The organism is Arthrobacter sp. P1_D4, from assembly GCF_056406115.1.
In genome coordinates this window covers 161,378-183,231 of the sequence record NZ_JBFUAU010000016.1, presented here as the reverse complement: position 1 = coordinate 183,231, position 21,854 = coordinate 161,378, and the positions used below count along the sequence as shown (strand labels likewise).

The following is a 21,854-nucleotide window of genomic DNA, read 5'->3' as shown; positions in this document are numbered from 1 at the left end:
TTGTTCGGATGGGGTCAGGAAGTACGGGTCAGCTGGTGCAGGTGGTCGTACTGGACGGCGTGCCGCACCGGGGCGTTCGGGGCGCCATAGCCGTCGTAGGCACCGCGGCGCTCCACCATTTCGAAGAACACGCTGCCCACGGTGGCGGTGTAGAAGTGCAGGAACTCGCCGTCGGCGTCGCGGTCATAGAGCAGGTTGAGCTCACGGAGCGTGGCCAGGAATTCCGGGTCCAGAGCGAACCGGGCGTCGAGGTCCTCGTAGTAGTTCGCGGGGATCTGCAGGAAGTCCAGTCCGCGGTCCCGTGCGGACCGGGCCGTGGCCACGAGGTCTTCCACGGCGAAGGCGATGTGCTCCTGGTAGCCGGGGCGGTGGCCGGTGCCGGCAGTCCCTTCCTGCTGGATCAGCGGGGCCAGGTTCAGCACCAGGCGGACGCCGCGGTCCTGCGTCAGCATCACCTGGGACCGGACCAGCCCGGTGGGGCTGGCCACCTCGGCGAACGGCTGCGGTTCCAGTGCGAGGGCGCTGGTGTAGAAGAGCACGGCCTCGTCGAAGTGCTGCCACGGCTGCGCAAGGTTCACGTGGTCGATCACCGCGGCCGGGTGCTCTGCCGGGTCCGCCGCGGCGACGTCCAGGCCGTCGCCGAATTCCCGGGTCCACGCGGCGGTGCCGTCCGGGCTGCCCTGGCAGAGGAAGATTTCGGTGGAGTCCGGCGCGGCGAAGCCCTGGAAGACTTCCTCGTTGGCCTGGCTCTTGCGCGGCACGGCGGGGGCCTTGAGCTGCTGGGCGCGGGCGGCGGCGATGACGGGAGAGTCGACGTCGAAGCCCAGGGCGGAGATGGCAGGGGCGGTGGGAGCCGGCTGGCCGGTACCGGCGGCAGCGGTCGCCGTGCCGATGGCTGCCGGTTCTTCATTGATGATCACGCGCGCGTGGCCCATGGTCCACAATTGCACATCCTTCGTGCGATGCCGCCCGTTGAACGCAAACCCCAGCTGGCCCAGCAGGGTTTCCAGTCCGGCGGTGTCACCGGCCCGGACCTCGGCGAAGTTGAAGCCGGCGGGCTCGGCCACGCGGGGAAGCGTGGCCAGCTCCATGGGGTAGCGGCGCAGGGCACCGGACACCGGGCCGGCCGCCCCGCTGACCATGCCGTCTGCTGCATTCGCCGGGTTTGCCTCGAGCCAGGCGGCGCTCTGCTCTTCGAGCCAGATCAGCGACCGCATGGCGTCGACGGCGGTGCGTTCGACGTCGGCCTGGCGGAAGACGTCGTTGAATACTTCCAGCGACACCGGTCCCGTGTAGCCCGCGCGGACCACGTGGCCCATGAACTTGGCGAGTTCGAACTGGCCCTCCCCTGGAAACACCCGGTAGTGCCGGCTCCAGGACAGCACGTCCATGGACAGCTTGGGGGCATCGGCGACCTGGACGAAGAAGATTTTCTCCGGGTCGAAGGCCTCGATCGGCGCGGTATCCCAGTCCCGGGAGAGGATGTGGAAGGAGTCCAGGCAGGTGCCCAGGTTGGGGTGGTCCACCATCCCAACCAGCCGGTGGGCGTGCTCGTAGTCGTTCACGTACTTGCCCCAGGCCAGGGCCTCATAGGCGACCTTGACGCCGTGGTCACCCGCGAGGTCCGCGAGCCGGGAAAGCTGTGCGGCGCGGAGCTCGTCATCGTCGATCGTGGCGGTGCCGACGTTGGAGCAGAGCAGCATGGTGTCCATGCCCAGGCGGGACATGAGCCGGAACTTGGCGTCCGCGCGGCGCAGGTTGGCGGCGAGCAGGTCCTCGGGAACGCTGTCGAAGTCCCGGAAGGGCTGGTAGAGATCCAGGTTCAGGCCGAGGTCGGCGGCCAGTTTCCGGACGTCCTCCGGGCTCAGCGGGGACGTCACGAGGTCCTGTTCGAAGATCTCGATCCCGTCGAAGCCGGCCACCGCGCAGGCCTGCATTTTTTCCCGCAAGGTGCCGGCGAGGCAGACGGTGGCGATCCCGGTGCGCATCAGGCGGGCACCTCTTCCGCGGCCACAAGTTCCAGGAAGTGGGAGCGCATGCGGTCGGCGTCGGCCTGGCGCCCGGTGAAGATCCGGAAGGCGTCCGCCGCCTGGCCCACGGCCATCCGGCCGCCGTCGAGCACCTCGCAGCCCTTGGCGCGCGCCTCGCGGACGAGCTCTGTTTCGATCGGCCGGTACACGATGTCGGCCACCCAGTGCCGGGACTCCACGAGGGACATGTCCAGCGGAACCCCCGGATGGGCGGCCATGCCCACGGGGGTGCAGTGCACCAGGCCGTCGGCCTGCGGCATGAGCTGCGGGAGCTCCGCCGTCGTCCGGGCGGTGACGGTCCGGTCCGGGAAGAACCCGGCGAGCTCGGCCGCCCGGGCGGCGGACCGGGCCGCGTCGGTGTCCACGAGGTCCAGCTCGCGGACCCCCGCGGTGAGCAGGGCGTAGGCGACGGCGGAGCCGGCGCCGCCGGCTCCCAGCTGCACCACGCGATCCAGGGCGGCGCCGGGGAGCCCGGAGGCCAGCGCCGCGGCGAAGCCGGAGAAGTCGGTGTTGTGGCCGATGAAGCGGCCGTCGCGGATCACCACGGTATTGACGGCGCCCAGGCGCCGGGCGTCGGCGGAGACCTCATCCAGGTACTCGAGCACGAGCTGCTTGCAGGGGTGCGTGATGTTCAATCCGTTGAACCCGAGGCTCCGGGCGCCGGAGAGCAACTCCCCCACGGCCCGGCCGGGCAGGCCGAGTTCGGTGAGGTCGATGGGGCGGTAGAGGTACCGGAGGCCCTGCACGTCGCCCTCGCGTTCATGCATGTAGGGCGTGAGGGAGGGCATGACGCCGTCTCCCACGAGGCCCACGAGGAAGGACTCTGCTCGATTGCTCATCCAGTTTGCTCCTTTGACAACGGCACTCGGCGGGCGGCGACGCTTGCGGCGTCCGCGGCGGGCCGGGTGATAGGGATTACATTACAGATTTTGTTCACATGTTGCACTGTTGTTCGAATGATGAACATATTATGACGCCGCCGGTTTGTTTAGGCCGCAGGCTGGTCGGCCGTCACCGCTGGGGCAGCCGGGCCGACAGCTCGGCGGCCGCCGCCTGCAGCAGCGGCACGAGGGCCGCGAGGGCCTCCATGCTCAGGCGGAAGACCGGGACCGCCGTTGCCAGCGAGGCGAAGGCGTGCCCCTGGGCGTTGAAAACCGGGACGGCGACGGCGCGCATGCCGAGTTCGTTTTCCTCGTCCATGGTGGCGAAGCCCTGGCGCCGGACCTGCTCGATTTCGGCCCGGAAAGCCTCGCGGTCCGTGATGGAGAGCGCCGTCAGCGGCTCCAGGGGCAGTTCCTCGACGAGCTGGGCGCGGGTGGCGTCGTCGGCGAACGCCACCAGTGCCTTGCCCACTGAGGTGGTATGAAGTGCCCCGAGATGCCCGGGGTCGCTCGTGACCCGGAACGTCTGCGGGCCGTCCACCTTGTTCACCGTCAGGTGGTGGATGCCGTCCCGCACGGAGAGGATCGTCGCCTCACCCGTTTCCTCGGTCACGCGCCGCAGGATGGGCAGCGCCGTACCCGCGAAGCCGTGGTGGTTGGAGACGCGCTGGCCAAGCTGGAAGACCCTCAGCCCCAGGTGGTAGCGGCGGCCGTCCGGCTCGTAGTCAACGAAGCCGTCCCGCGTCAGGGAGCCGAGCAGGCGGTACGTGGTGCTGAATGGCAGATCCGCGCGGCGGGAGATCTCCGCGGCGCTGGCACCCCGCGGCTCGTCGCCCAGGAGGACCAGCAGACCCAAGGCCTTGCCCACCATGTCCGTCCGCGAGTCCTCCCTGGCGGCCTTTGCAGGCTTCGAAGGGACTTCCGCCGGATGCCCGGAAGCGGCGGGAACTTCTGTGTTTTGATTCACACTCATGCATCGATGTTCCCACATAGTGAGAGCTATTTCTAGATGGTGATTATTTTTGTTGACAAGTGACTGCGCTCACAGTCATGATTGCTACATCGCACGAGTAGCTTCCACCATGTGGCTACTAGTCCGGGTCTTTCCACGGACCTCCGGCTGCACCACACTTAAGCAAGCGGCAGCCGAGACCTTCCTGATCCATCCGCGACAACGTCGTCACACCAAAGGAACACCATGAGCCACACTGTCCCGTCCACGACGCCGGGTATAACCACAGGAGGGACGCCGAAGAAGGCGGCCCTTGCCAGCTTCCTGGGCAGCGCCGTCGAGTATTACGACTTCTTCATCTTCGGTTCCGCAGCCGCGCTGATCTTCCCGCATGTCTTCTTCCCCGACGCGGACACCAACGCGGCGATCATGTCGTTCGCCACCTTCGGCTTTGCCTACATTGCCCGCCCGGTCGGCGCCGTTATCCTCGGCCACTTCGGTGACAGGATAGGGCGCCGGAAGGTCCTCATGTTCACGCTGTTGCTGATGGGCGCCTCCACCTTTGCCATCGGCTGCCTGCCGGACTTCAAGACGGTCGGCTGGTGGGCCCCTGTCCTGCTGGTGCTGGCGCGTCTCTGCCAGGGCTTTTCCGCTGCCGGCGAGCAGGCCGGCGCCTCGTCCATGACGCTCGAGCACGCCCCGGACAACCGCCGCTCCTTCTTCACCTCCTGGACCCTGACCGGCACCCAGGGCGGCCAGATCCTCGCCGCCCTCGTCTTCATCCCGGTCCTCGCCCTGCCTGACGACATCAAGTACACGATCGGCTGGCGCATCCCGTTCTGGCTCAGCGCCGTGGTTGTGCTGGTCGCGTTCTTCATCCGCCGCACCCTGCACGAGCCGCCGGCGTTCGAGGAGGCCCAGAAGACCAAGCAGATCTCCAAGCTCCCCGTCGCGGACCTCCTCAAGAGCCACTGGCGCGATGTCCTGCGTGTCATCGCCTGCGCCTTCATCGCCGCCGTGTCCACCGTCTTCGGCACCCTGGCCATCAGCTACGCCAAGAACGTCGCCGGCGTGGACGGCACCACCACCCTATGGCTCGTCGTCGGCGCCAACTTCATGGCACTGGGCACCCAGCCGCTCTTCGGCATGCTCGCCGACAAGATCGGCCGGAAGCCCGTCTTCATCTACGGCGCACTGTCCAGCGCAGCCCTGACCCCGGTCTTCCTGCTGAGCCTCGAATCCGGCAACGTCGCGCTGATGTTCCTTACGGCAATCGCGTTCTTCTCCTTCGGCTACGCTGCGGCCAACGCGGTCTGGCCCTCCTTCTACGCCGAGATGTTCAGCACCAACGTCCGCTTCTCCGGCCTCGCAATCGGCACCCAGCTGGGCTTCCTGATGGCCGGCTTCGCCCCGGCGATCGTGGCGGCCATGGGCGGCATCCAGCCCGGCGGCTGGGTCCAGATCTCCATCTTCACCGCAATGATCTGCCTGATCGCCACGGTCGCGGCGCTGACGGCCAAGGAAACGTTCCGGGTCCCCACCAAACAGCTCGGCCAGCAGTAGCCCCGCACCGGCGGCGGATTTCAACCGCACTTCCGCACCGCTTTTCCGCATTAACGACGGCGGCCTGTCCCTTCGGGGGGCGGGCCGCCGTCGTTAATGCGTTGAGCGGGTGAGCGGGCTACCCGGTTAGCGGGCGGCGCCCAGTACCGCGGCGAGATCGAACTTCACCGGTTCCTCCAGCTGGTCATAGGTGCAGGAGCGCGGATCACGGTCCGGACGCCAGCGCAGGAACTGGGCTGTGTGCCGGAACCTTTCGCCCTCCATATGGTCATACTTCACTTCCACCACGCGCTCGGGCCGCAGCGGGGTGAAGGACAGGTCCTTGCCGCCGCTCCACCGGCTTCCCTCGGCCTTCCGCGGAGTGCGCGCCCCCTCCTCCTGCCGGGCCCAGGCCCAGGGGTGGTCGTCAAAACCGGTGACCAGCTCCTGCAGCTCGGCAAACAGCTCCGCGCGCCGGGCCATCGGGAAGGCTCCCACCACGCCGACGTTCGCCAGCACCCCGGCGTCGTCGTAGAGCCCCAGGAGCAGTGAGCCGATCCGGTCCGGACCGGAGGTGTGCACGCGATATCCGGCCAGCACGCAGTCCGCCGTCCGTTCGTGCTTGACCTTGACCATCGCGCGCTTGTCCGGCTGGTAGCTGCCCTCCAGCGTCTTGGCCACAATCCCGTCCAGTCCGGCGCCCTCGAACTGCCGGAACCAGCGCTGCGCCGTGTCCCGGTCGGAGGTCGCGGCTGTGAGGTGGACCGGCGCCGCGCTGGCTGCCAGTGCGCGCTCCAGCTGCCGGCGGCGCTCGGAGAAGGGTTTGCCCGTGAGATCCTCGTCGCCGAGGGCCAGCAGGTCGAACGCCACGAAGCGCGCCGGGGTCTGTTCCGCGAGCAGCTTCACCCGGCTGGCGGCCGGATGGATGCGCTGCTGGAGCGCGTCGAAGTCCAGCCGGTCCCCGGAGGCCGCCACCAGGATGATCTCGCCGTCCACCACGCAGCGTTCCGGCAGCTCCGACTTCAGCGCCTCGACAAGCTCGGGGAAATAGCGCGTCATCGGCTTGCCGTTCCGGCTGCCGATCTCCACCTCGTCGCCGTCACGGAAGATGATGGAGCGGAAACCGTCCCATTTCGGCTCAAAGAGCCAGCCCGTTCCGGCGTCCGGCGACGGCAGCGCGGGGAGTGCTTTGGCCAGCATGGGCGCAATGGGAGGCATCAACGGCAGGTGCATAGCGCCCATTCTTGCGCCGCGGACCCGGCACCGCCACCCCCACGCCGTGGCTTCTCGCTAGGGGCTCCTCAACTGGGGGCTCCTCGACACGGCCCGGCCCCGGCGGTAAACATGGGTGATGGCTACCATCGGGTTCCACGCCTCGCATGAACAGATCAGCCCCCGCCGCCTCCTGCAGGACGTTCAACTGGCCGAGCAGGCAGGCTTCGATGCCGCCATGTGTTCGGACCATATTGAGCCGTGGTCCGCCCGGCAGGGCCACTCCGGGTTCGCCTGGTCCTGGCTCGGGGCCGCGCTGGCTACCACCGGTCTGCGCTTCGGGGTGGTGACGGCGCCCGGGCAGCGGTACCACCCCGCGATCATCGCGCACGCCTCCGCCACCCTGGCGGACATGTTTCCCGGCCGCTTCTGGATGGCCCCGGGCAGCGGCGAGTATATGAACGAGCACATCACCGGCCAGGCCTGGCCGCCGAAGGAAACGCGTCAGCGCCGGCTGGAGGAATGCGTAGACATCATCCGCCGGCTCCACGCCGGCGACGTGGTCACGCACCACGGCCTCGTCACGGTGGAGCAAGCCCGGATCTGGGATGTTCCGGAGACCAAACCGCCGATCATTGCCCCGGCGGTGAGCGTGGAAACAGCGCGCCGTGCAGCGGACTGGGCCGACGGACTCGTCACCGTCAACCAGCCGGCGGGAAAGCTGAAGGACATGGTGGCGGCGTACCGGAACGCCGGTGGCCGCGGGCCGGCAGCCCTCCAGGTCCACCTGTCCTGGGCGCCGACAGAGGCAGAGGCCGTCGCGATCGCCGAGGACCAGTGGCGCACCAACGTCTTTGCTCCGCCGATTCCCTGGGACCTGCCCACGGCGGCCCATTTCGACGGTGTCAGCGCCGGTGTCCAGGAGGACCAGGTGCGGGCGGCCGTCAACGTCTCCGCCGATGCCGGGCGGCACGCCCAATGGCTGGCCTCCTATCTGGACCTCGGGTTCGATGAGCTGTACCTGCACTTTGTCGGCCAGGAGCAGACGCCGTTTATCGAGGCCTTCGCCGAGCACGTCCTCCCCCAGCTCCGCCCGTCGGCGGGACCGGCTCCGTTCGGAACGGACGGTGCGCTGTGAGAATCGCCGAGACCTCGGACCTCTGGTGGAAGAACGCGGTGATTTACTGCCTGGATCCGGAGACGTTCTTCGACGGCGACGGCGACGGCACCGGAGATTTCGGCGGACTGATCCAGCGGGTGGACTATCTTGCCGCGCTCGGCATCACGTGCATCTGGCTCATGCCCTTCTACCCTTCCCCGGACCGCGACGACGGCTACGACGTCACCGACATGTACGGCGTGGATCCCCGGCTCGGAAGCCTGGGGGACCTGGTGGAATTCATCCGCACCGCCCACGACCGCGGCATCCGGGTGATCGCGGACTTTGTCATCAACCACACCTCCGACCGGCACCCGTGGTTCGTCCAGGCGCGCAAGTCCGTGGACAACCCCTACCGCGACTACTACGTCTGGCGGAAGGACACGCCGCCGGACACCTCGGACCAGGTGGTGTTTCCCGGCGAGGAAACGTCCATCTGGACCCAGGACAAGGCCACCGGTGAGTGGTATCTGCACATGTTCGCCAAACACCAGCCGGACCTGAACGTGATGAATGCCAAGGTGCGGGACGAGATTGCGAAGTCGATGGGATTCTGGCTTCAGCTAGGCCTGGACGGGTTCCGGCTGGACGCGGTGCCCTTCTTCCTGGAGCTGATCGGCGAGCCCAAGGATGAAGCCGCGAAAATCGACCCGCACCAGTACCTGAGCGCCCTGCGCAGCTTCCTCAACCGCCGCCATGGCAGTGCGGTGTTGCTGGGCGAGGTCAACCTTCCATACAAAGAGCAGCTGAAGTACTTCGACGGCCCGGCCGGCAACGAGCTGAACATGCAGTTTGATTTCCTCTCCATGCAGAACATGTACCTGTCACTGGCCCGACAGGACGCCCGGCCGCTGGCCCGGACGCTCGGCAGCCGTCCGAAGATCAATCCCGACAACCAATGGGCCATGTTCGTCCGGAACCACGATGAACTCACCCTGGACAAGCTCAGCGATGCCGAACGCGAGGAGGTCTTCGCGGCCTTCGGCCCGGATCCCGATATGCAGATGTACGGCCGCGGACTGCGGCGGCGGCTGCCCACCATGCTCGGCGGCGACCCGGCCAGGATCCGCATGGTGTACTCCCTGATGTTCTCGCTGCCGGGCACCCCGGTGCTCTTCTACGGCGAAGAAATCGGGATGGGCGAAGACCTGCGCGCGAAGGGCCGCTCGGCCGTCCGCTCTCCCATGCAGTGGGACCACACCGAAAATGGCGGCTTCTCGACCGCCCCGCCGGGGGACCTCGTCGCCCAGCCCGTGGACGGACCGTTCGGGCCGGCGCGCATCAACGCCGCGGCCGCAAAACGGGATCCCGATTCGCTGTGGAACTTCATCGCGACGCTGATCCAGCGGTACCGGGAATGTCCCGAGCTCGGCTGGGGCAGGTTTGCCCTCATCAAGCAGGCCTCACCGACGGTGTTGCTGCACCGCTGCACGTGGGACGGCTCCACGGTGGTGGTGGCCCACAATTTTGGCGCCGAGCCGGCGTCTGTGACGGCCTCGGTGGTCCCGCCGGAGGGCGAGGAAGGCGGCCCGGGGGGTCCGGACGGGAAGGACGCGGCGGGGCGGTCCTACGCCGGGGCCGTGCTCCGGGATCTGCTCGGCGGCGAGGACATCCCGCTCTCCGACGACGGCGCCTTCGAAGTCCCGCTGGACCGCTACGGGTACCGGTGGTTCCGGGTCGAGCGCCCGGGCGAACGCCAGCTCCCCTGAGGGCGCACCGCAGCCCTGATGGGGGCCGGTATCCGTTGCGCCCCCGAAATCTAACCGGCCCCTTACCGTGCCGAAACGCGGACGCAACATTGGCGCAGGAGACTGGAAGTGCCGGCAAGAGCAGGCACCGACTCCAGTCCAGGAGGCCCCGCCATGTTGAAGGAAGCGAAAGCCCATGTAACCCGCGTCCGCGCGCTCGACCAGCTGCACCGCGGCGATGAGATCGAGGCCCGCCTGCGGGTGGGCCCGAACTACGATGACGTCGTGATCCGCCGCGGCAGCGTTCAGGAAACGGCCCCCGGAATCGGCGTCGTCTGGATCATGGACCGCCACACAGGCATGCGCAAGGCCATCAACGCCGACGAATGCAGCGTCTGGCGGGTCGCCTGAGGCGTCAGCCTCCGGCCACCGACTGGATGATGAGGACTTCCTGGCCCGGCGCCACGGCAGTCACCAGACCCTGCAGCCGCCGGATTTCATTCCCGTTGACGTATATATTCACGTAACGGCGAACAGTTCCGGTCTCGTCCCGCAACCGCCGCGACAGCGCCGGATAGCCCCCGGTCACCGTATCCAGCACCCACTCCACCGTCACCGCTGCCTCGGCGGGCGCAGTCAGGATGGACTGCCCGCCGGCGAGCGGTTGGAGGACGCTGGGCAGGACCACGCTGATCACCGAGTCTGCCGGCATGGCGTCGCCGCTGTTCATGCGCTTTTTACCCCTTCACGCCTGCGCCGGGAGCAGGGCAGTGGAGACCACGGCTGCCCGCACGCACAGCACGTCCGGCAGGTGCGAGGCGACCTCGGTAAAGTGTTCTCCCTCGTCAGCGCTGGCGTAGACACTGCCGCCGCGCGTCCCGAAGTAGACGCCCGCAGGCTCCGCGCCGTCGACGCTGGCAGCATCACGGAGCACTGCGTTGTACTCGGCTTCCGGCAGCCCGGCATCGAGCCGTTTCCAGCTGGCGCCCGCGTCATCGGTCCGGTGCACGGCCAGCTTCCCTTCCGGAGGGATACGTTCGCCGTCAGCCTTCAGCGGGACCACCCAGGCGGTACCGGCCCGGCGCGGATGCGTCAGCATCACAAAACCGAAGTCCGCCGGCAGCCCTTCGGCGATCGACTCCCACGATTCGGCGTCGTCGTCGCTGCGGTACACGCCGTGATGGTTTTGCGCGTACAGGCGGCCGTCGACGGCGGCGTCGGCCGCGATCTTGTGGACGCACTGGCCGAATTCCGGGTTGGGATCCGGCATGAAGTACGCGGAAATTCCCTTGTTGCGCGGCTCCCAGGAGGCGCCGCCGTCGAGCGAGCGGTAGACCCCTCCGGTGCTCATGGCGACGTGGACTTTCTCGCCCGTGGGGTCGACGACGATTGAGTGCGCCGCAGCGCCGCCATAGCCTGCGCCCCATTCGCTGCGGTGCGGATGGTCCCAGAGGCCGCGGTTGAGCTCGAAGTGCTCGCCGCCGTCGGTGGATTTCCAGACCGAGATCGGTTCGCAGCCCGCCCACACGACGCCCGGGCGGGAGCCGGCGTCGGGATAGATCTGCCAGATCCGTTCCAGGGCGGCGTCGGTGCCGTCGGGGAACGTGATGGCGCCGTTTTCGGGTTCGGTCCAGGATCCGCCGAGATCATCTGAGTGGAAAACCGTGGGACCCCAGTGCTCGGAGCGGACCCCCACTAGGATCCGGGTCCTGTCATCGCGGGTATCGATGGCGATGCTGGGCACCTCACTCATCAGAAAATGCGGGCCGGACAGCGACCAGTCCTTCCGGTCCTGGCTGGTCGCCAGCCAAAGGCCTTTCTTGGTCCCGATCGCCAGGACGTAACTCTCTGCAGTAGCCATGGGGTCCATGCAACCATCCCCGCCGGAAGGCCGCAACGGTTTTCTCCCGGCGCCCGCCGGCCTGCGCTGCCGCGCCGGTGGCATCTTTCAGTCGACGAACTCCGACTGCGTCTCGATAAAGTCCCAGTCCGCGGCAGTCAATACGGCCGCGCCGGCGGCGGACGGTTCAGCCGGACCGGGCCCGCCGGCATCCGCGATTCCCCGCTGCACGGCCTCGGGCAGTTCGATGGTCCGCAGGTTTTCCCGAAGCCATTCTTTGCTCGCCAAATCCAGATCCAACCACCACATGTAGATCTCCACGGCGGCCACCTCCTCCTGTGTTCTTCAACCGTAGGCCCCACCCCCGGGCTGTTCAAGGGAGGCTGCGGCAAACGGCGCCCGCACCGCCCCGGGCCGGCAGACGGGAAGTAAGCCCCTGTTCAGGGCCGCACCCCGGCGCCAGAATGAAGTATGCCTGACGACTCCGCCCACGGCCCGGCGCCCCTCGTGGTGGGTGTGGTTCCGGGACAGTATCCGGAAGTGCTGCAGACGGCGGCATCCCTCGCGAAGTCCCTCGCCGCGCCCTTGATCTGCGCCTATGTGGACGAGGCCAGCTACCTCGTGGAGTGGGATCCGGCGCGGTCCGCGCACCGCCTGTCCCTGCATCCGGACGCGGACGACGCCCGGATCCGGGCCACCGCCCAGGAGCTGCGTTCCGTTGTTGAGGCACTCTGCGTTCCCCTGGGCATCGACTGGACGCTGCGCACCCTGGCCGGGGATCCCGCCCGGGCGATCGGCAGGCTGGCCGCGGACACCAACGCATCCATGATCGTGGTGGGGACCCCCGAACGGGGCATCGGCCACCGCATCTCCGCCGCGTTGAACGGCTCCGTGGCGGCATGGCTCAGCCACCATCAGGAACGTCCGATCCTGATCGTTCCGGCCGTCGCTCCGGCCGGAAGAAAGTAAAGCGAAAGTACTTATTCAGAGCGCTGGTGTTACCCCACTACCGGCGAGTAAGCTCGATCTGTAGGCCGGAGGAACGGCCTACCCCAAAGCTGCTCCGGAGTGCGTATCCCCCAATAACGCACTCCGGAGCTCTTTGTTTTGCGCAAACATTCCACATGCTGCGCCGGCCGCGCCGCGGGCTTGAAACATACCCCTGGGGGGTATATGTTGAGGGCATGAGCGAGTCAGAAGTCCCCGGCATGGCGCGTCTGGACACTGTTCCCCTTGACGCCCCGCCCCCTGAACACGGCTACACGTCCAACAAGGACGCCTACCTTCGCCGTCTCAAGCGGATCGAAGGGCAGGTCCGCGGCATCGCCCGGATGGTTGACGAGGACAAATACTGCATCGATATCCTCACCCAGGTCGCCGCCGTCACCAAGGCCCTGCATGCTGTGAGCCTCGGGCTTGTCGAAGAGCACATCGGCCACTGCGTTGTCGGCGCCGCCGCCGAGCCGGATCCGGAGCTTCGGGCGGAGGCCATCGATGTCAAAGTCAAGGAGGCCACCGATGCCATCGGACGCCTGCTCCGCTAGTACCCGTACCACCCACCACACCACCGGGCTGGGGAACCACACCCGGCCCAGCGACAAGGAGCATCCCATGGCCCCCGTTTCCACCACCGTCAACGTTTCCGGCATGACCTGCGGCCACTGCGTGTCCTCTGTCAGCGAAGAACTTGAGGCGCTCTCCGGCGTCGAAAAGATCGACGTCGACCTCAACGCCGGCGGCATCTCCACCGTCACGATCACCTCCAGCGAAGCACTGTCCTCCTCCGAAATCGGCGAGGCAATCGCCGAAGCCGGCTACCTCGTGGTCGCCAGCGAAGCCTGAGTGACAACAGCGCCGGGCGGGCGCAGACACCGGAACGGCAGAAAACCAATCGAGCGGGAAAAGAAGGGCGCCGTGAGCAGCGAGCAGTTGTTGGACCAGGCCGGGAGCCGTGTCATCGACCTCGATATCGAGGGCATGACGTGCGCTTCCTGCGTCAACCGGGTCGAGCGCAGGCTCGGAAAGCTCGACGGCGTCGAGGCCAGCGTCAACCTGCCCCTCGAGTCCGCCCGAGTCAGCGTCCCGGCGGACATCACCGACGACCAGATCACCGCCATTGTCGCGGCTGCGGGCTACAAGGCCACGGTCCGGTCCGCCAGGTACCCGGGCACGCCGGTGGAGGACGCAGGACTCCTGGCCGGCACCGAATTTCCGGCCGGCACAGCCGCACCCTCGCTTCGCCCGCGGCTGGTTGTGGCGGCCGTACTCACCGTCCCGGTCTTCGCAATCTCGATGATCCCGGCATTCCAGTTCCCGAACTGGGGCTGGGTGGCCGCGATCCTGGCCCTGCCGGTGGTTGCCTGGGCGGCGTGGCCGTTCCACCGCGCCGCGGCCATCAACGCGCGGCATCTGGCCTCGACCATGGACACCCTGGTATCCATCGGCGTGATTGCCGCCTACTCGTTCTCGGTTGGGCAACTCCTTGCCGACCCGGGCATGACCGAACATCCCGCAGCGGAGGGCATGGGCTCCGGCGGCCTGTACTTCGAGGTCGCATCCGTGGTCACCACGTTCCTGCTGCTCGGCCGCTACCTCGAGGCCAACGCCAAACGGAGGGCGGGCGACGCCCTCAAGGCCCTCCTGGACCTGGGGGCAAAAGACGCTACTGTCCTGCGCGGCGGCACCGAGCACAAGATCCCGGCCGACCAACTGGCCCTCGGAGACGTGATCATGGTCCGCCCCGGCGAGAAAATCGCCGCCGACGGCGTCGTCATCGACGGTACCTCTGCGGTGGACGCCTCCCTCGTGACGGGCGAATCCGTGCCCGTGGAAGTCGGCCCGGACAGCCAGGTCACCGGGGCCACCATCAATACCTCAGGCCGGCTCCTGGTCCGCGCCACCCGCGTCGGGTCCGAGACCACCCTGGCCCAGATGGGCAGGCTCGTCTCCGCGGCGCAGACCGGAAAAGCACCCATCGCCCGGCTCGCCGACCGCATCAGCGCCGTCTTCGTACCGGTCGTCCTGGTCATCGCCACCCTCACCTTCGGGGCCTGGCTGATTGCGGCCGCACCGGCCGTCAGCTCCGACGAGGTCCGGGCCGCCTTCACCGCCGCCGTCGCCGTGCTGGTCATTGCCTGCCCCTGCGCCCTCGGGCTGGCCACCCCCGTCGGACTGCTGACCGGGACCGGGCGGGGCGCCCAGCTGGGGATCCTGATCAAGGGTCCGCAAGTCCTCGAGGACACCCGGACGGTGGACACGATCCTGCTGGACAAGACCGGGACCGTCACCACCGGCCGCCTTGCCGTGGACGGCGTCCAAAGTTTCGGGCCGCACAGCGAAGCCGAGGTGCTGCGCCTGGCGGGGGCAGTGGAAAACGCCTCCGAGCACCCGATCGCCCGGGCCATCGCCGCTGCGGCATTGGCCGCGGAACGCTTGAACAACGACGGCGCCGGCCTCCCCGCCGTCGCCGGCTTCCGCTCCGCACCCGGCGGCGGCGTCGATGGCACGGTCGACGGCCGGCGCGTGGTCGCGGGGCGCACCGGCTGGCTGCTGGAGTCCGGCATCGACCCGGCCCCGGCTCAGCGCGAGGCGCTGGGTACTGCCGAAGACTCGGGCGCCACGGCCATCTGGGTTGCCGTGGACGGCGAGACCGCCGGAATCATCAGCCTGCGGGACACCGTTAAGCCCGGCTCCGCGGCCGCAGTTGCCCGGCTCCGGGAACTCGGGCTCCGGCCGATCCTGCTGACCGGCGACAACGCCGCTGTGGCTGCCCAGGTGGCGGCCGCCGTCGGGATCAGCCCGGACGACGTCTACGCGGGCGTGCTCCCGGAGGGCAAGGTCGAGGCCGTCCGGAAACTGCAAGCAGCGGGCGCCACTGTGGCGATGGCCGGGGACGGCGTCAACGACGCCGCGGCGCTGGCGCAGGCGGACCTGGGCATCGCGATGGGCTCCGGCACCGACGTCGCCATCGAGGCAGCCGATCTGACGGTGATGGGCAACGACCTCGGACAGGTGGCGCAGGCGATCGAGCTTTCCCGCCGGACGCTCGGCACCATCAAGACGAACCTCTTCTGGGCCTTCTTCTACAACGCCGTGGGCATCCCGGTGGCAGCCCTGGGCCTGCTCAACCCGATGATCGCCGGCGCCGCCATGGCCGCCAGCTCCGTGCTGGTGGTGGCCAACTCGCTGCGGCTGCGCAGCTTCGGGAAGTAATCCGGCCTTAGCCCGGGCGCCCCCGCCTCAGGCCGCGCCGTAGCGGATGGCGGCCCTGGCTTTGGCTTTGGCCGCTTCCTCCCCGCGGTCCTTTGCCGGGGCGTGGGTCACCAGGGCGTCGAGGAGGTGCTGCGTCGCATGGGCAATCTCATGCACGGCCCGGTTGAAGGCCTCCTCGTTGGCCTTGGACGGCTTGGTGCTGCCGCTGATCTTGCGCACGTATTGCAACGCGGCGGCCTCCACCTCCGCGGTGGTGGCGTGGGGTTCAAAATTGTGGAGGGTCCGGATATTTCGGCACATATCTCCATGCTAAGGGCGGTCTGCCCTTCAGGTCATGGCTGATGCTCGAAAGAACGGACGATTTCATTCCACCGCTGCAGCTCGACAACGGGCGCCACGTTGTCTTCCTGGACGCCACACCGGTCTACCCCGAAGAAGCCTGGCACTTGAAGGATCATGGCCTGGCGGGGCTTTTTGATCTCTGGGATGAGGACCCCCGAGACTTTACGGACAACCGCCTACGGCACGGGCTCGCAGTCGTTCGCGTGGTCCAGCGCTGCCGCGCCGGTGCCGGACGGGGCCCGGAGCTCGTCCAGCCGGACCAGCACCACCCCGCCGACGATCAGCAGCCCGCCGAGGAGCTGGATGGGTCCGGGCAGTTCGCCGAGCAGCAGCCACGCCCAGATGACGGCGAACAGCACCTCGGTGAGCGAGACAAAGGACGCGACTTTCGACCCGAGTGCCCGCGCGGCGACAATTCCGGACACGTACGCCACCACCGTCGCCAGGACCACGAGGCCGCCCAGCGCCACCCACCACGGCGTGACCCAGGGCCCCAGGCGGGTGTCGGCCGTGCTGAAGGCCATCGGCAGCAGCCCGGTTGCCGCGGCAAGCCACATGACGACGGCGCCCACCATGAGCCCGCCGGAGGCCAGCAGGATGGGCGGCAGGGTGTCGTTTTCCTTGGCCGTGATGAAGAAATAGATGGCCAGGCACACCGCGGCCGCGATCCCCCACAGCACCCCGATGAGGTCGATCTTGACGGCTCCGGTGAGGTCCAGGACCAGGATCAGCCCGCCGAGGGACAGGAGAGTGCCGGCAATGGTCAGTGGCCGCGGCCGTTTCCGGCTGGCGGCCCACAGCCAGAGGACGATCAGCACCGGCGCCAGGTACTCCAGCAGCAGGGCGACGCCGACCGAGAGCCGGGATACGGCGTTGAAATAGAACAGCTGGCAGGCGGCGACGCCGATGAATCCGAACAGCAGCACGGTCAGCCAGTTGTCCCGGAGCTGGTGCCAACGCCCGCGCAGGGAGGGAATGGCGAAGACGGCCAGAATCAGGGCCGCACCGGTAAGCCGGGCCGTGACGGCCGCCCCGGGAGTCCAGCCCGTTTCCAGGAGCGCCTTGGCGAATGATCCGGAGAGCCCGAACACCGCGGACGAAAACAGGGCGACGCCCAGGCCCGATGCCATGAACCCGGATGGTGCGGCGGCCCGCGTGGTGCTCTGCCTGGCGGCCTGCTTGCCTCCCCGTTTGCCGTCGAGTTTGCTTCCCTGCGGGGTGCCGCCCGGTTCGGAGGCAGACCGCTGGGCGGCAAGGTCTCGGACCGGCGTGGCGACGGGGCGCTGGGGGGCAGACACGGGCATTCTCCTGTCAGGAGTAAAGTAGGGTTATGCTCATGACATTACGCCCCGGCAAGGTAAGGAGTCAAGATGGTTTTTGCCCCTGACACGGAAGTTGCCCTGCGTTCTGTGGTCAACCTCATCAACACCGCGGCCAACGGCGAGGAACATTTGGCCACGGTCAGGGATCTGGATACCTTCCTGGAGGCCGAGGGCTTCACCGGTTCCCGCACCCGGGACGGGGCGGAGCTGGCCAGCGTGCGGCGGCTCCGCGGCGAGCTCGCCGAGCTCTGGCAGGCCGAGGAGTCGGCAGCCGCGGAGACCGTGAACCGGCTGCTCCGGGAGGCCCGGGCGCTGCCCCAGCTGGTCAAGCACGAACCCTGGGACTGGCACCTGCACGCCGCCACCCCGGAGGCGCCGCTGGCGGACCGGATGAGCACGGAGGCGGCCATGGCAATCGTGGACGTGATCCGCAGCAAGGAAATGGACCGCCTGCTGGTGTGCGCCGCGGACGACTGCGACGCCGTCGTGCTGGACCTGAGCCGCAACCGCTCGAAGCGCTACTGCGACACGGGAAACTGCGCCAACCGCGCGCACGTGGCCGCGTACCGGGCCCGCAAAGCCGCGTCCTGACGCCGAAGGTGCCGGCGGAGGGCCCCGCGGTGTCGGTCTCCGCTGTCAGGCCGGCCTGTCGGGCCTCACCGTGAGGCCACGCTGCTAGGCCTCGTTGCTAGGCCTGCGGGCCGCCGTCCCGGGAATCGCCGGGGCCGGCCTCGGGCCGGGGCTGCGCTGACGGGCCGCCATGGCCGGAGGGCGTGCGCTTGGAACTGAGGTTGACGCCGGAACCCTTCCCCAGGTCAGCGGGATTCTCCTTGTGGCTCATGGCCAGCATGGCGGCCACCACCAGGATCACAATAAAGGCGATGCCGGCGCCGATGAGCGCCAGATCGAACCGGGGCGAGCGGGCGCTGCCGCCCGAGGCGAAGATCAGGACGCCGAAGAAAACCACCACGGCCCAGAACGCGGAGAACATGAGCGGTCCCTTGACCGAGGTCCGCAGGCTGCGGGGCGCTCCGGGTTTCTGCTGTGCCAAGGTGTTTTCCTCCTGCAGCCCGCGCAAATAGCGTGGCTGTCTTGTTACCGCGATTGTTCTACGCCGGGTAGAACCTGTCGGTACTAGTTTACGGCCTCCGCGGAATCGCCCGGAAGATCATGGCGCAGGGTCAGTCCGGACAGCATCCACAGGACGCCGCTGATGATGGCCCCGCCGCCGGCAACGCCGAGGAGGGCGTGCGGGCCGAGGCCGATGAAGAACGGCAGCGCGATCGCAGTGCCCAGTCCGATCACGCCGGAAGCGATCCAGTCACGGGCCAGCACGGACCGGCCGCGGCCACGAATGCCCGCGAACAGCTCCGCGGCGCCGGCCACGCCCAGGCCCAGGGCCGCGATGGTTCCGAAGACGAGCGGGGCGGGAATCAGGGCGACGGCCGCGCCGGCTCCGGCCAGGGCTGCCCCGCCGGCGGAGAGGACCCTGCCAGCGCCTTCCCGCGGGGGGAATCCGGTCTTGGGCACGGTCCAGATCATCACCACACCGGTGGCCAGCAGGTAGAGGCCGCCGGCCCAGCCCATGCCCGATTCTGGCGGCGCCGCCCAGAACACGGTGACCGCGCCAAACACGAGCGCGACGGCCGCCCTGACAAGCACGGGCTTGAAGAGGTCGGCCGCGGCGCGGATGGCAGGGGTCGCGTCAGGCGCTGCGGGAAGAGTCACCCGTCCAGTTTAGTGCGAAGCCGCCGCTTCGCACGTCAGCCGGGGGTGCCTGCCCGCACTCACCGCGCGCCGAGCACCATCCACCGGTCCGTCCGGGCCCGGAGGCCCAGCGTCAGCGCCCGCGCCGCCATGTACCCGAGTGAGAACGCGGCCCACAGCCAGAGCAATCCCGCGCCGGCACCGGCGCCGGAATACAGCACGACCATCAGCAGCGGCAGGTAGGCAGCGAGGTTGACGACGCCGGCGATCGCCAGGTAGCGGGCGTCGCCCGCGCCGATGAGGACGCCGTCAAGGACGAAGACGTACCCGGCCAGCGGCTGCCCGGCGGCGAGCACCCACAGGGCGAGGGTCAGTGCCGCCCGGACTTCGGCGTCGGGCGTGAAGAGGGCGCCCGCCCACGGTGCCGCGGCTGCCAGAAGGATTCCGGTCAGGACACCGAAGCCGACCCCCCACCGGGTCATGGTGCGCGTCAGCGCGCGTGCCGCCACCGGCCGGGCAGCGCCGAGTTCCTTGCCGATCAAGGCCTGGGCCGCGATCGCGAGGGCGTCGAGGGCGAAAGCGAAGAACGTGAAGATGGTCATGGCCAGCTGATGCGCGGCGAGATTGACCGGCCCCTGGGCGGTGACCACCACCACCGTGGCGAGAATCGCGATCCGCAGGCTGAGCGTGCGCAGCATCAGCCAGGAACCCACCCCGGTCAGGGCCCGGATGCCACGCCAGTCCGGCCGCAGGGACACCCCGTTGTTGCGGGCATTGCGCCGGACGATCAGCACATAGACGGCCGCCATGGCCCACTGCGCGATGCTCGTGCCCACGGCCGAGCCGGTCACGGACCAGCCCAACCCGTAGACGAGGACCAGGTTCAGCGCGATGTTCAGCGTGAAACCCGCGGCGGCGACGATCAGCGGGGTCCGGGTGTCCTGGAGCCCGCGCAGCACCCCGGTGCCCGCGAAGATGAGCAGCATCGCCACGAGGCCGGGCATGGACCCGCGCAGGTAGTCCACGGCAAAGGCATGCACCTCGCCGTCGGCGCCCATCAGGTCCAGGAGCGGCCCCGCGGCCAGGAACCCGGCGACCGCGAGGACGAGCCCGAGCAGCAGCGCCAACCAGATGCCGTCGCGCCCGGCGGCGAGGGCTTTGGCCAGTTGGCCGTTGCCGATGGCCCGCGCCACTGCCGGGGTGGTGGAGTACGCGAGGAACACCATCAGTCCGACTGCCGTGTGCAGGACCGCCGATGCCAGCCCGACGCCGGCCAGTTCGGCTACGCCGAGATGGCCCACAATGGCCGAATCCGCGAGCAGGAACAGCGGCTCGGCGATCAGGGCGCCGAAGGCCGGCACTGCCAGGCGCAGGATTTCCCGGCGCTGCCCGGTAGTCGGCGGCGGGGCGGTGGACAGCGGCGGGGAAGGTTGCACGCGTTAACCCTAGCCGGGCCACTGAATCGACCCCGCGCGTCATTTAGTTGACATTTCAACTAAATATCCGGAAGACTGGGACTTGAACGCAACCGAAGCCGCGGCGGCTGAGAGCCGCGACGCCCCCTACTTACGAAACGGTATTTCCCATGAACCAGCCCGCCCTGACCACCTCCGCCCGAACCATCCTGCGCGTCATCGCCGGCTTCCTTTTCGCCGCCCACGGCTGGCAGAAGTTCAACGAATTCACGATCGCGGGCACCCAGGCCGCCTTCACCCAGATGGGTGTTCCGGCAGCCCAGGCGGTGGCTCCCGTCGTCGCGACCCTCGAGCTCGTCGGCGGTGTCGCGCTGATCCTGGGCGTGCTCACCCGCGTGTTTGCGGTCCTTCTCGCACTGGACATGCTCGGCGCCCTGTTCATGGTCCACGCCTCCGCTTGTTGTCTCGGCCCCGCCGTCGTGTGTCTCCAGGGTCATGGCCTGGTTATGGCGTGCCGGACAGCCATTATGTCGCCGGCCGGCGGCGCCTGCCGGGCCAATCAGTAAACTCACATTATGAGCGAGAATGCGCCCAATTCCGTGACCCTGCGCTTCCTGGCGGCCCCCACCGATGTCGGCCACAGCGGCTCGGTCGACGCCGGCACCGTGCTCGAGTGGGTGGACAAGGCGGCCTATGCCGCCGCCGTCGGCTGGGCAAAGTCCTACTGCGTGACGGCCTACGTGGGGAACATCCACTTCGCGGACCCGGTCAACAGCGGCGACATGGTGGAGGTCGAGGCCACGATTGTGTACACCGGGCGGTCCTCGATGCATATCCGCACCGTGGTGTCCTCGGGCGATCCGAAGGGCGGCCCCGCCACCATGCGCAGCCAGTGCATCGTGATCTTCGTGGCCGTGGGCGCGGACGGCAAGCCCATACTGGTGCCGCAGTTCGTCCCTGAGACGCCGGATGAAATCGAACAGCGGGACCACGCGCTGGCCCGGATCAAGGTCCGCGAGGACATCGTGGAAGCCATGAGCGGACAGGAATATACCGACGCCGGCACGGCCGAGCGCGTGGTGCTGCGGTTCATGGCCGCGCCCACGGACGTGAACTGGGGCGGCAAGGTGCACGGCGGCATCGTCATGAAGTGGATCGACGAGGCTGCGTACGTCTGCGCCTCCCGCTACTGCGGCAAGGACACCGTGGCCGTATTCTCCGGCGGTGTGCGGTTCTACCGGCCGCTGCTGATCGGCCACGTCGTAGAGGTGGAGGCCCGGCTGGTCTACACCGGCACCAAAGGCATGCACATCGCCGTCCACGTCCGGTCCGGAGACCCCAAGGGGCGCGGGCTGAACCTGACCACATACTGCCTGACGGTCATGGTCGCCCGCGACGAGACCGGCACCTCGGTCCCGATTCCGCAGTGGGTGCCGGTGTCAGCGGAAGATATCCGGCTCCACGCCCACGCCCGCGAACTGCTGAAAATCCGCGGCCGGGCCCCGGGGAACCGGCTGCCCAACCACCTGCTCGCGGCCGGCGACCGCTAGGG

23 protein-coding genes and 1 pseudogene are annotated in these 21,854 nt (G+C 68.4%); 12 read left to right on the top strand and 12 right to left on the bottom strand.

Annotated elements, in window-relative coordinates:
• Window positions 1–14: 14 nt before the first annotated feature.
• From AC1D0A_RS16355 to AC1D0A_RS16345, 3 genes are all read right to left on the bottom strand, one after another.
• Window positions 15–1,988, bottom strand: a complete 1,974-nt coding sequence (locus tag AC1D0A_RS16355) for a bifunctional sugar phosphate isomerase/epimerase/4-hydroxyphenylpyruvate dioxygenase family protein (protein ID WP_476946308.1) — start codon at window positions 1,986–1,988, stop codon at window positions 15–17.
• Window positions 1,988–2,869: a shikimate dehydrogenase gene (locus AC1D0A_RS16350; RefSeq protein ID WP_459385915.1), complete on the bottom strand. Its 882-nt coding sequence runs from the start codon at window positions 2,867–2,869 to the stop codon at window positions 1,988–1,990. The genes AC1D0A_RS16355 and AC1D0A_RS16350 overlap by 1 nt, the downstream gene beginning before the upstream one ends.
• Before the next feature lie 172 nt (window positions 2,870–3,041).
• Window positions 3,042–3,884 (bottom strand): IclR family transcriptional regulator, encoded by an 843-nt coding sequence (locus tag AC1D0A_RS16345; RefSeq protein ID WP_476943101.1) that lies wholly within the window; start codon window positions 3,882–3,884, stop codon window positions 3,042–3,044.
• Window positions 3,885–4,109: 225 nt separating this feature from the next.
• Between AC1D0A_RS16345 and AC1D0A_RS16340 the strand changes: the two genes are divergently transcribed.
• Entirely contained in the window at window positions 4,110–5,426 is a 1,317-nt protein-coding gene (locus AC1D0A_RS16340; RefSeq protein ID WP_476946307.1) for an MFS transporter, read from the top strand.
• A gap of 126 nt (window positions 5,427–5,552) precedes the next feature.
• Here AC1D0A_RS16340 and AC1D0A_RS16335 read toward each other — a convergent pair whose 3' ends face one another.
• Window positions 5,553–6,638 carry an ATP-dependent DNA ligase gene (locus AC1D0A_RS16335; RefSeq protein WP_223914914.1) on the bottom strand — a complete coding sequence of 362 codons (1,086 nt, stop codon included), beginning with the start codon at window positions 6,636–6,638 and terminating at the stop codon, window positions 5,553–5,555.
• 118 nt (window positions 6,639–6,756) lie between these two features.
• Between AC1D0A_RS16335 and AC1D0A_RS16330 the strand changes: the two genes are divergently transcribed.
• The 3 genes from AC1D0A_RS16330 to AC1D0A_RS16320 all read left to right on the top strand — a co-directional run bounded on the left by AC1D0A_RS16330 (window position 6,757) and on the right by AC1D0A_RS16320 (window position 9,875).
• Window positions 6,757–7,755 carry a TIGR03885 family FMN-dependent LLM class oxidoreductase gene (locus tag AC1D0A_RS16330; protein WP_476946306.1) on the top strand — a complete coding sequence of 333 codons (999 nt, stop codon included), beginning with the start codon at window positions 6,757–6,759 and terminating at the stop codon, window positions 7,753–7,755.
• A complete protein-coding gene (locus AC1D0A_RS16325) occupies window positions 7,752–9,485 on the top strand; it encodes an alpha-amylase family protein (RefSeq protein WP_476946305.1) in 1,734 nt (577 codons plus the stop codon). The genes AC1D0A_RS16330 and AC1D0A_RS16325 overlap by 4 nt, the downstream gene beginning before the upstream one ends.
• A gap of 153 nt (window positions 9,486–9,638) precedes the next feature.
• A complete protein-coding gene (locus AC1D0A_RS16320; RefSeq protein ID WP_018775353.1) occupies window positions 9,639–9,875 on the top strand; it encodes a hypothetical protein in 237 nt (78 codons plus the stop codon).
• A gap of 4 nt (window positions 9,876–9,879) precedes the next feature.
• Here AC1D0A_RS16320 and AC1D0A_RS16315 read toward each other — a convergent pair whose 3' ends face one another.
• From AC1D0A_RS16315 to AC1D0A_RS16305, 3 genes are all read right to left on the bottom strand, one after another.
• The gene (locus AC1D0A_RS16315) at window positions 9,880–10,194 is read right to left on the bottom strand and encodes a MoaD/ThiS family protein (protein WP_476942811.1); all 315 of its coding nucleotides are present in this window, start codon (window positions 10,192–10,194) and stop codon (window positions 9,880–9,882) included.
• A gap of 15 nt (window positions 10,195–10,209) precedes the next feature.
• The gene (locus AC1D0A_RS16310; RefSeq protein WP_243178108.1) at window positions 10,210–11,334 is read right to left on the bottom strand and encodes a WD40/YVTN/BNR-like repeat-containing protein; all 1,125 of its coding nucleotides are present in this window, start codon (window positions 11,332–11,334) and stop codon (window positions 10,210–10,212) included.
• A gap of 78 nt (window positions 11,335–11,412) precedes the next feature.
• Window positions 11,413–11,625, bottom strand: a complete 213-nt coding sequence (locus AC1D0A_RS16305) for a hypothetical protein (RefSeq protein WP_028277621.1) — start codon at window positions 11,623–11,625, stop codon at window positions 11,413–11,415.
• Window positions 11,626–11,775: 150 nt separating this feature from the next.
• On the opposite strand from AC1D0A_RS16305, the gene AC1D0A_RS16300 reads away from it, so the two are divergent.
• From AC1D0A_RS16300 to AC1D0A_RS16285, 4 genes are all read left to right on the top strand, one after another.
• On the top strand, window positions 11,776–12,273 hold the full coding sequence (locus AC1D0A_RS16300) for a universal stress protein (protein ID WP_476946304.1): 498 nt from the start codon (window positions 11,776–11,778) through the stop codon (window positions 12,271–12,273).
• A 239-nt stretch (window positions 12,274–12,512) separates the two neighbouring features.
• Entirely contained in the window at window positions 12,513–12,848 is a 336-nt protein-coding gene (locus AC1D0A_RS16295; RefSeq protein WP_243178399.1) for a metal-sensitive transcriptional regulator, read from the top strand.
• 67 nt (window positions 12,849–12,915) lie between these two features.
• A complete protein-coding gene (locus AC1D0A_RS16290; RefSeq protein ID WP_243178110.1) occupies window positions 12,916–13,146 on the top strand; it encodes a heavy-metal-associated domain-containing protein in 231 nt (76 codons plus the stop codon).
• Window positions 13,147–13,218: 72 nt separating this feature from the next.
• Window positions 13,219–15,516: a heavy metal translocating P-type ATPase gene (locus AC1D0A_RS16285; protein WP_476946303.1), complete on the top strand. Its 2,298-nt coding sequence runs from the start codon at window positions 13,219–13,221 to the stop codon at window positions 15,514–15,516.
• Window positions 15,517–15,543: 27 nt separating this feature from the next.
• On the opposite strand, the gene AC1D0A_RS16280 is transcribed toward AC1D0A_RS16285, so the two are convergent.
• Window positions 15,544–15,816, bottom strand: coding sequence for a DUF2277 domain-containing protein (locus AC1D0A_RS16280; protein ID WP_459385925.1), 273 nt, complete (start codon window positions 15,814–15,816; stop codon window positions 15,544–15,546).
• A 41-nt stretch (window positions 15,817–15,857) separates the two neighbouring features.
• Between AC1D0A_RS16280 and AC1D0A_RS16275 the strand changes: the two are divergent.
• Window positions 15,858–16,016: pseudogene (locus AC1D0A_RS16275) on the top strand (suppressor of fused domain protein); the annotation flags it as partial.
• Window positions 16,017–16,034: 18 nt separating this feature from the next.
• Here AC1D0A_RS16275 and AC1D0A_RS16270 read toward each other — a convergent pair.
• Entirely contained in the window at window positions 16,035–16,988 is a 954-nt protein-coding gene (locus AC1D0A_RS16270; RefSeq protein WP_243178401.1) for an EamA family transporter, read from the bottom strand.
• A 240-nt stretch (window positions 16,989–17,228) separates the two neighbouring features.
• Here AC1D0A_RS16270 and AC1D0A_RS16265 point away from each other — a divergent pair, with 240 nt between their 5' ends.
• Complete coding sequence (locus AC1D0A_RS16265) at window positions 17,229–17,771, top strand: CGNR zinc finger domain-containing protein (RefSeq protein WP_476946302.1); 543 nt, start codon at window positions 17,229–17,231, stop codon at window positions 17,769–17,771.
• A gap of 97 nt (window positions 17,772–17,868) precedes the next feature.
• On the opposite strand, the gene AC1D0A_RS16260 is transcribed toward AC1D0A_RS16265, so the two are convergent.
• The 3 genes from AC1D0A_RS16260 to AC1D0A_RS16250 form a co-directional block, all read right to left on the bottom strand.
• The gene (locus tag AC1D0A_RS16260; RefSeq protein ID WP_043436409.1) at window positions 17,869–18,231 is read right to left on the bottom strand and encodes a hypothetical protein; all 363 of its coding nucleotides are present in this window, start codon (window positions 18,229–18,231) and stop codon (window positions 17,869–17,871) included.
• 83 nt (window positions 18,232–18,314) lie between these two features.
• Window positions 18,315–18,908: a hypothetical protein gene (locus AC1D0A_RS16255; RefSeq protein WP_476946301.1), complete on the bottom strand. Its 594-nt coding sequence runs from the start codon at window positions 18,906–18,908 to the stop codon at window positions 18,315–18,317.
• A gap of 59 nt (window positions 18,909–18,967) precedes the next feature.
• Window positions 18,968–20,323, bottom strand: coding sequence for an MATE family efflux transporter (locus AC1D0A_RS16250; RefSeq protein ID WP_476946300.1), 1,356 nt, complete (start codon window positions 20,321–20,323; stop codon window positions 18,968–18,970).
• A gap of 149 nt (window positions 20,324–20,472) precedes the next feature.
• Here AC1D0A_RS16250 and AC1D0A_RS16245 point away from each other — a divergent pair, with 149 nt between their 5' ends.
• A complete protein-coding gene (locus AC1D0A_RS16245; protein WP_476946299.1) occupies window positions 20,473–20,868 on the top strand; it encodes a DoxX family protein in 396 nt (131 codons plus the stop codon).
• Between the two features lie 9 nt (window positions 20,869–20,877).
• Window positions 20,878–21,852 (top strand): acyl-CoA thioesterase, encoded by a 975-nt coding sequence (locus AC1D0A_RS16240; protein WP_476946298.1) that lies wholly within the window; start codon window positions 20,878–20,880, stop codon window positions 21,850–21,852.
• Window positions 21,853–21,854 lie beyond the last annotated feature (2 nt).

What these genes read in the sequence shown, in the direction of transcription:
- AC1D0A_RS16355 (WP_476946308.1), bottom strand. Translation starts at nt 1,988, where the DNA reads ATGCGCACCGGGATCGCCACCGTCTGCCTCGCCGGCACCTTGCGGGAA.
- AC1D0A_RS16350 (WP_459385915.1), bottom strand. Translation starts at nt 2,869, where the DNA reads ATGAGCAATCGAGCAGAGTCCTTCCTCGTGGGCCTCGTGGGAGACGGC.
- AC1D0A_RS16345 (WP_476943101.1), bottom strand. Translation starts at nt 3,884, where the DNA reads ATGAGTGTGAATCAAAACACAGAAGTTCCCGCCGCTTCCGGGCATCCG.
- AC1D0A_RS16340 (WP_476946307.1), top strand. Translation starts at nt 4,110, where the DNA reads ATGAGCCACACTGTCCCGTCCACGACGCCGGGTATAACCACAGGAGGG.
- AC1D0A_RS16335 (WP_223914914.1), bottom strand. Translation starts at nt 6,638, where the DNA reads ATGCACCTGCCGTTGATGCCTCCCATTGCGCCCATGCTGGCCAAAGCA.
- AC1D0A_RS16330 (WP_476946306.1), top strand. Translation starts at nt 6,757, where the DNA reads ATGGCTACCATCGGGTTCCACGCCTCGCATGAACAGATCAGCCCCCGC.
- AC1D0A_RS16320 (WP_018775353.1), top strand. Translation starts at nt 9,639, where the DNA reads ATGTTGAAGGAAGCGAAAGCCCATGTAACCCGCGTCCGCGCGCTCGAC.
- AC1D0A_RS16315 (WP_476942811.1), bottom strand. Translation starts at nt 10,194, where the DNA reads ATGAACAGCGGCGACGCCATGCCGGCAGACTCGGTGATCAGCGTGGTC.
- AC1D0A_RS16310 (WP_243178108.1), bottom strand. Translation starts at nt 11,334, where the DNA reads ATGGACCCCATGGCTACTGCAGAGAGTTACGTCCTGGCGATCGGGACC.
- AC1D0A_RS16300 (WP_476946304.1), top strand. Translation starts at nt 11,776, where the DNA reads ATGCCTGACGACTCCGCCCACGGCCCGGCGCCCCTCGTGGTGGGTGTG.
- AC1D0A_RS16295 (WP_243178399.1), top strand. Translation starts at nt 12,513, where the DNA reads ATGGCGCGTCTGGACACTGTTCCCCTTGACGCCCCGCCCCCTGAACAC.
- AC1D0A_RS16290 (WP_243178110.1), top strand. Translation starts at nt 12,916, where the DNA reads ATGGCCCCCGTTTCCACCACCGTCAACGTTTCCGGCATGACCTGCGGC.
- AC1D0A_RS16280 (WP_459385925.1), bottom strand. Translation starts at nt 15,816, where the DNA reads ATGTGCCGAAATATCCGGACCCTCCACAATTTTGAACCCCACGCCACC.
- AC1D0A_RS16270 (WP_243178401.1), bottom strand. Translation starts at nt 16,988, where the DNA reads ATGGCATCGGGCCTGGGCGTCGCCCTGTTTTCGTCCGCGGTGTTCGGG.
- AC1D0A_RS16265 (WP_476946302.1), top strand. Translation starts at nt 17,229, where the DNA reads ATGGTTTTTGCCCCTGACACGGAAGTTGCCCTGCGTTCTGTGGTCAAC.
- AC1D0A_RS16245 (WP_476946299.1), top strand. Translation starts at nt 20,473, where the DNA reads ATGAACCAGCCCGCCCTGACCACCTCCGCCCGAACCATCCTGCGCGTC.
- AC1D0A_RS16240 (WP_476946298.1), top strand. Translation starts at nt 20,878, where the DNA reads ATGAGCGAGAATGCGCCCAATTCCGTGACCCTGCGCTTCCTGGCGGCC.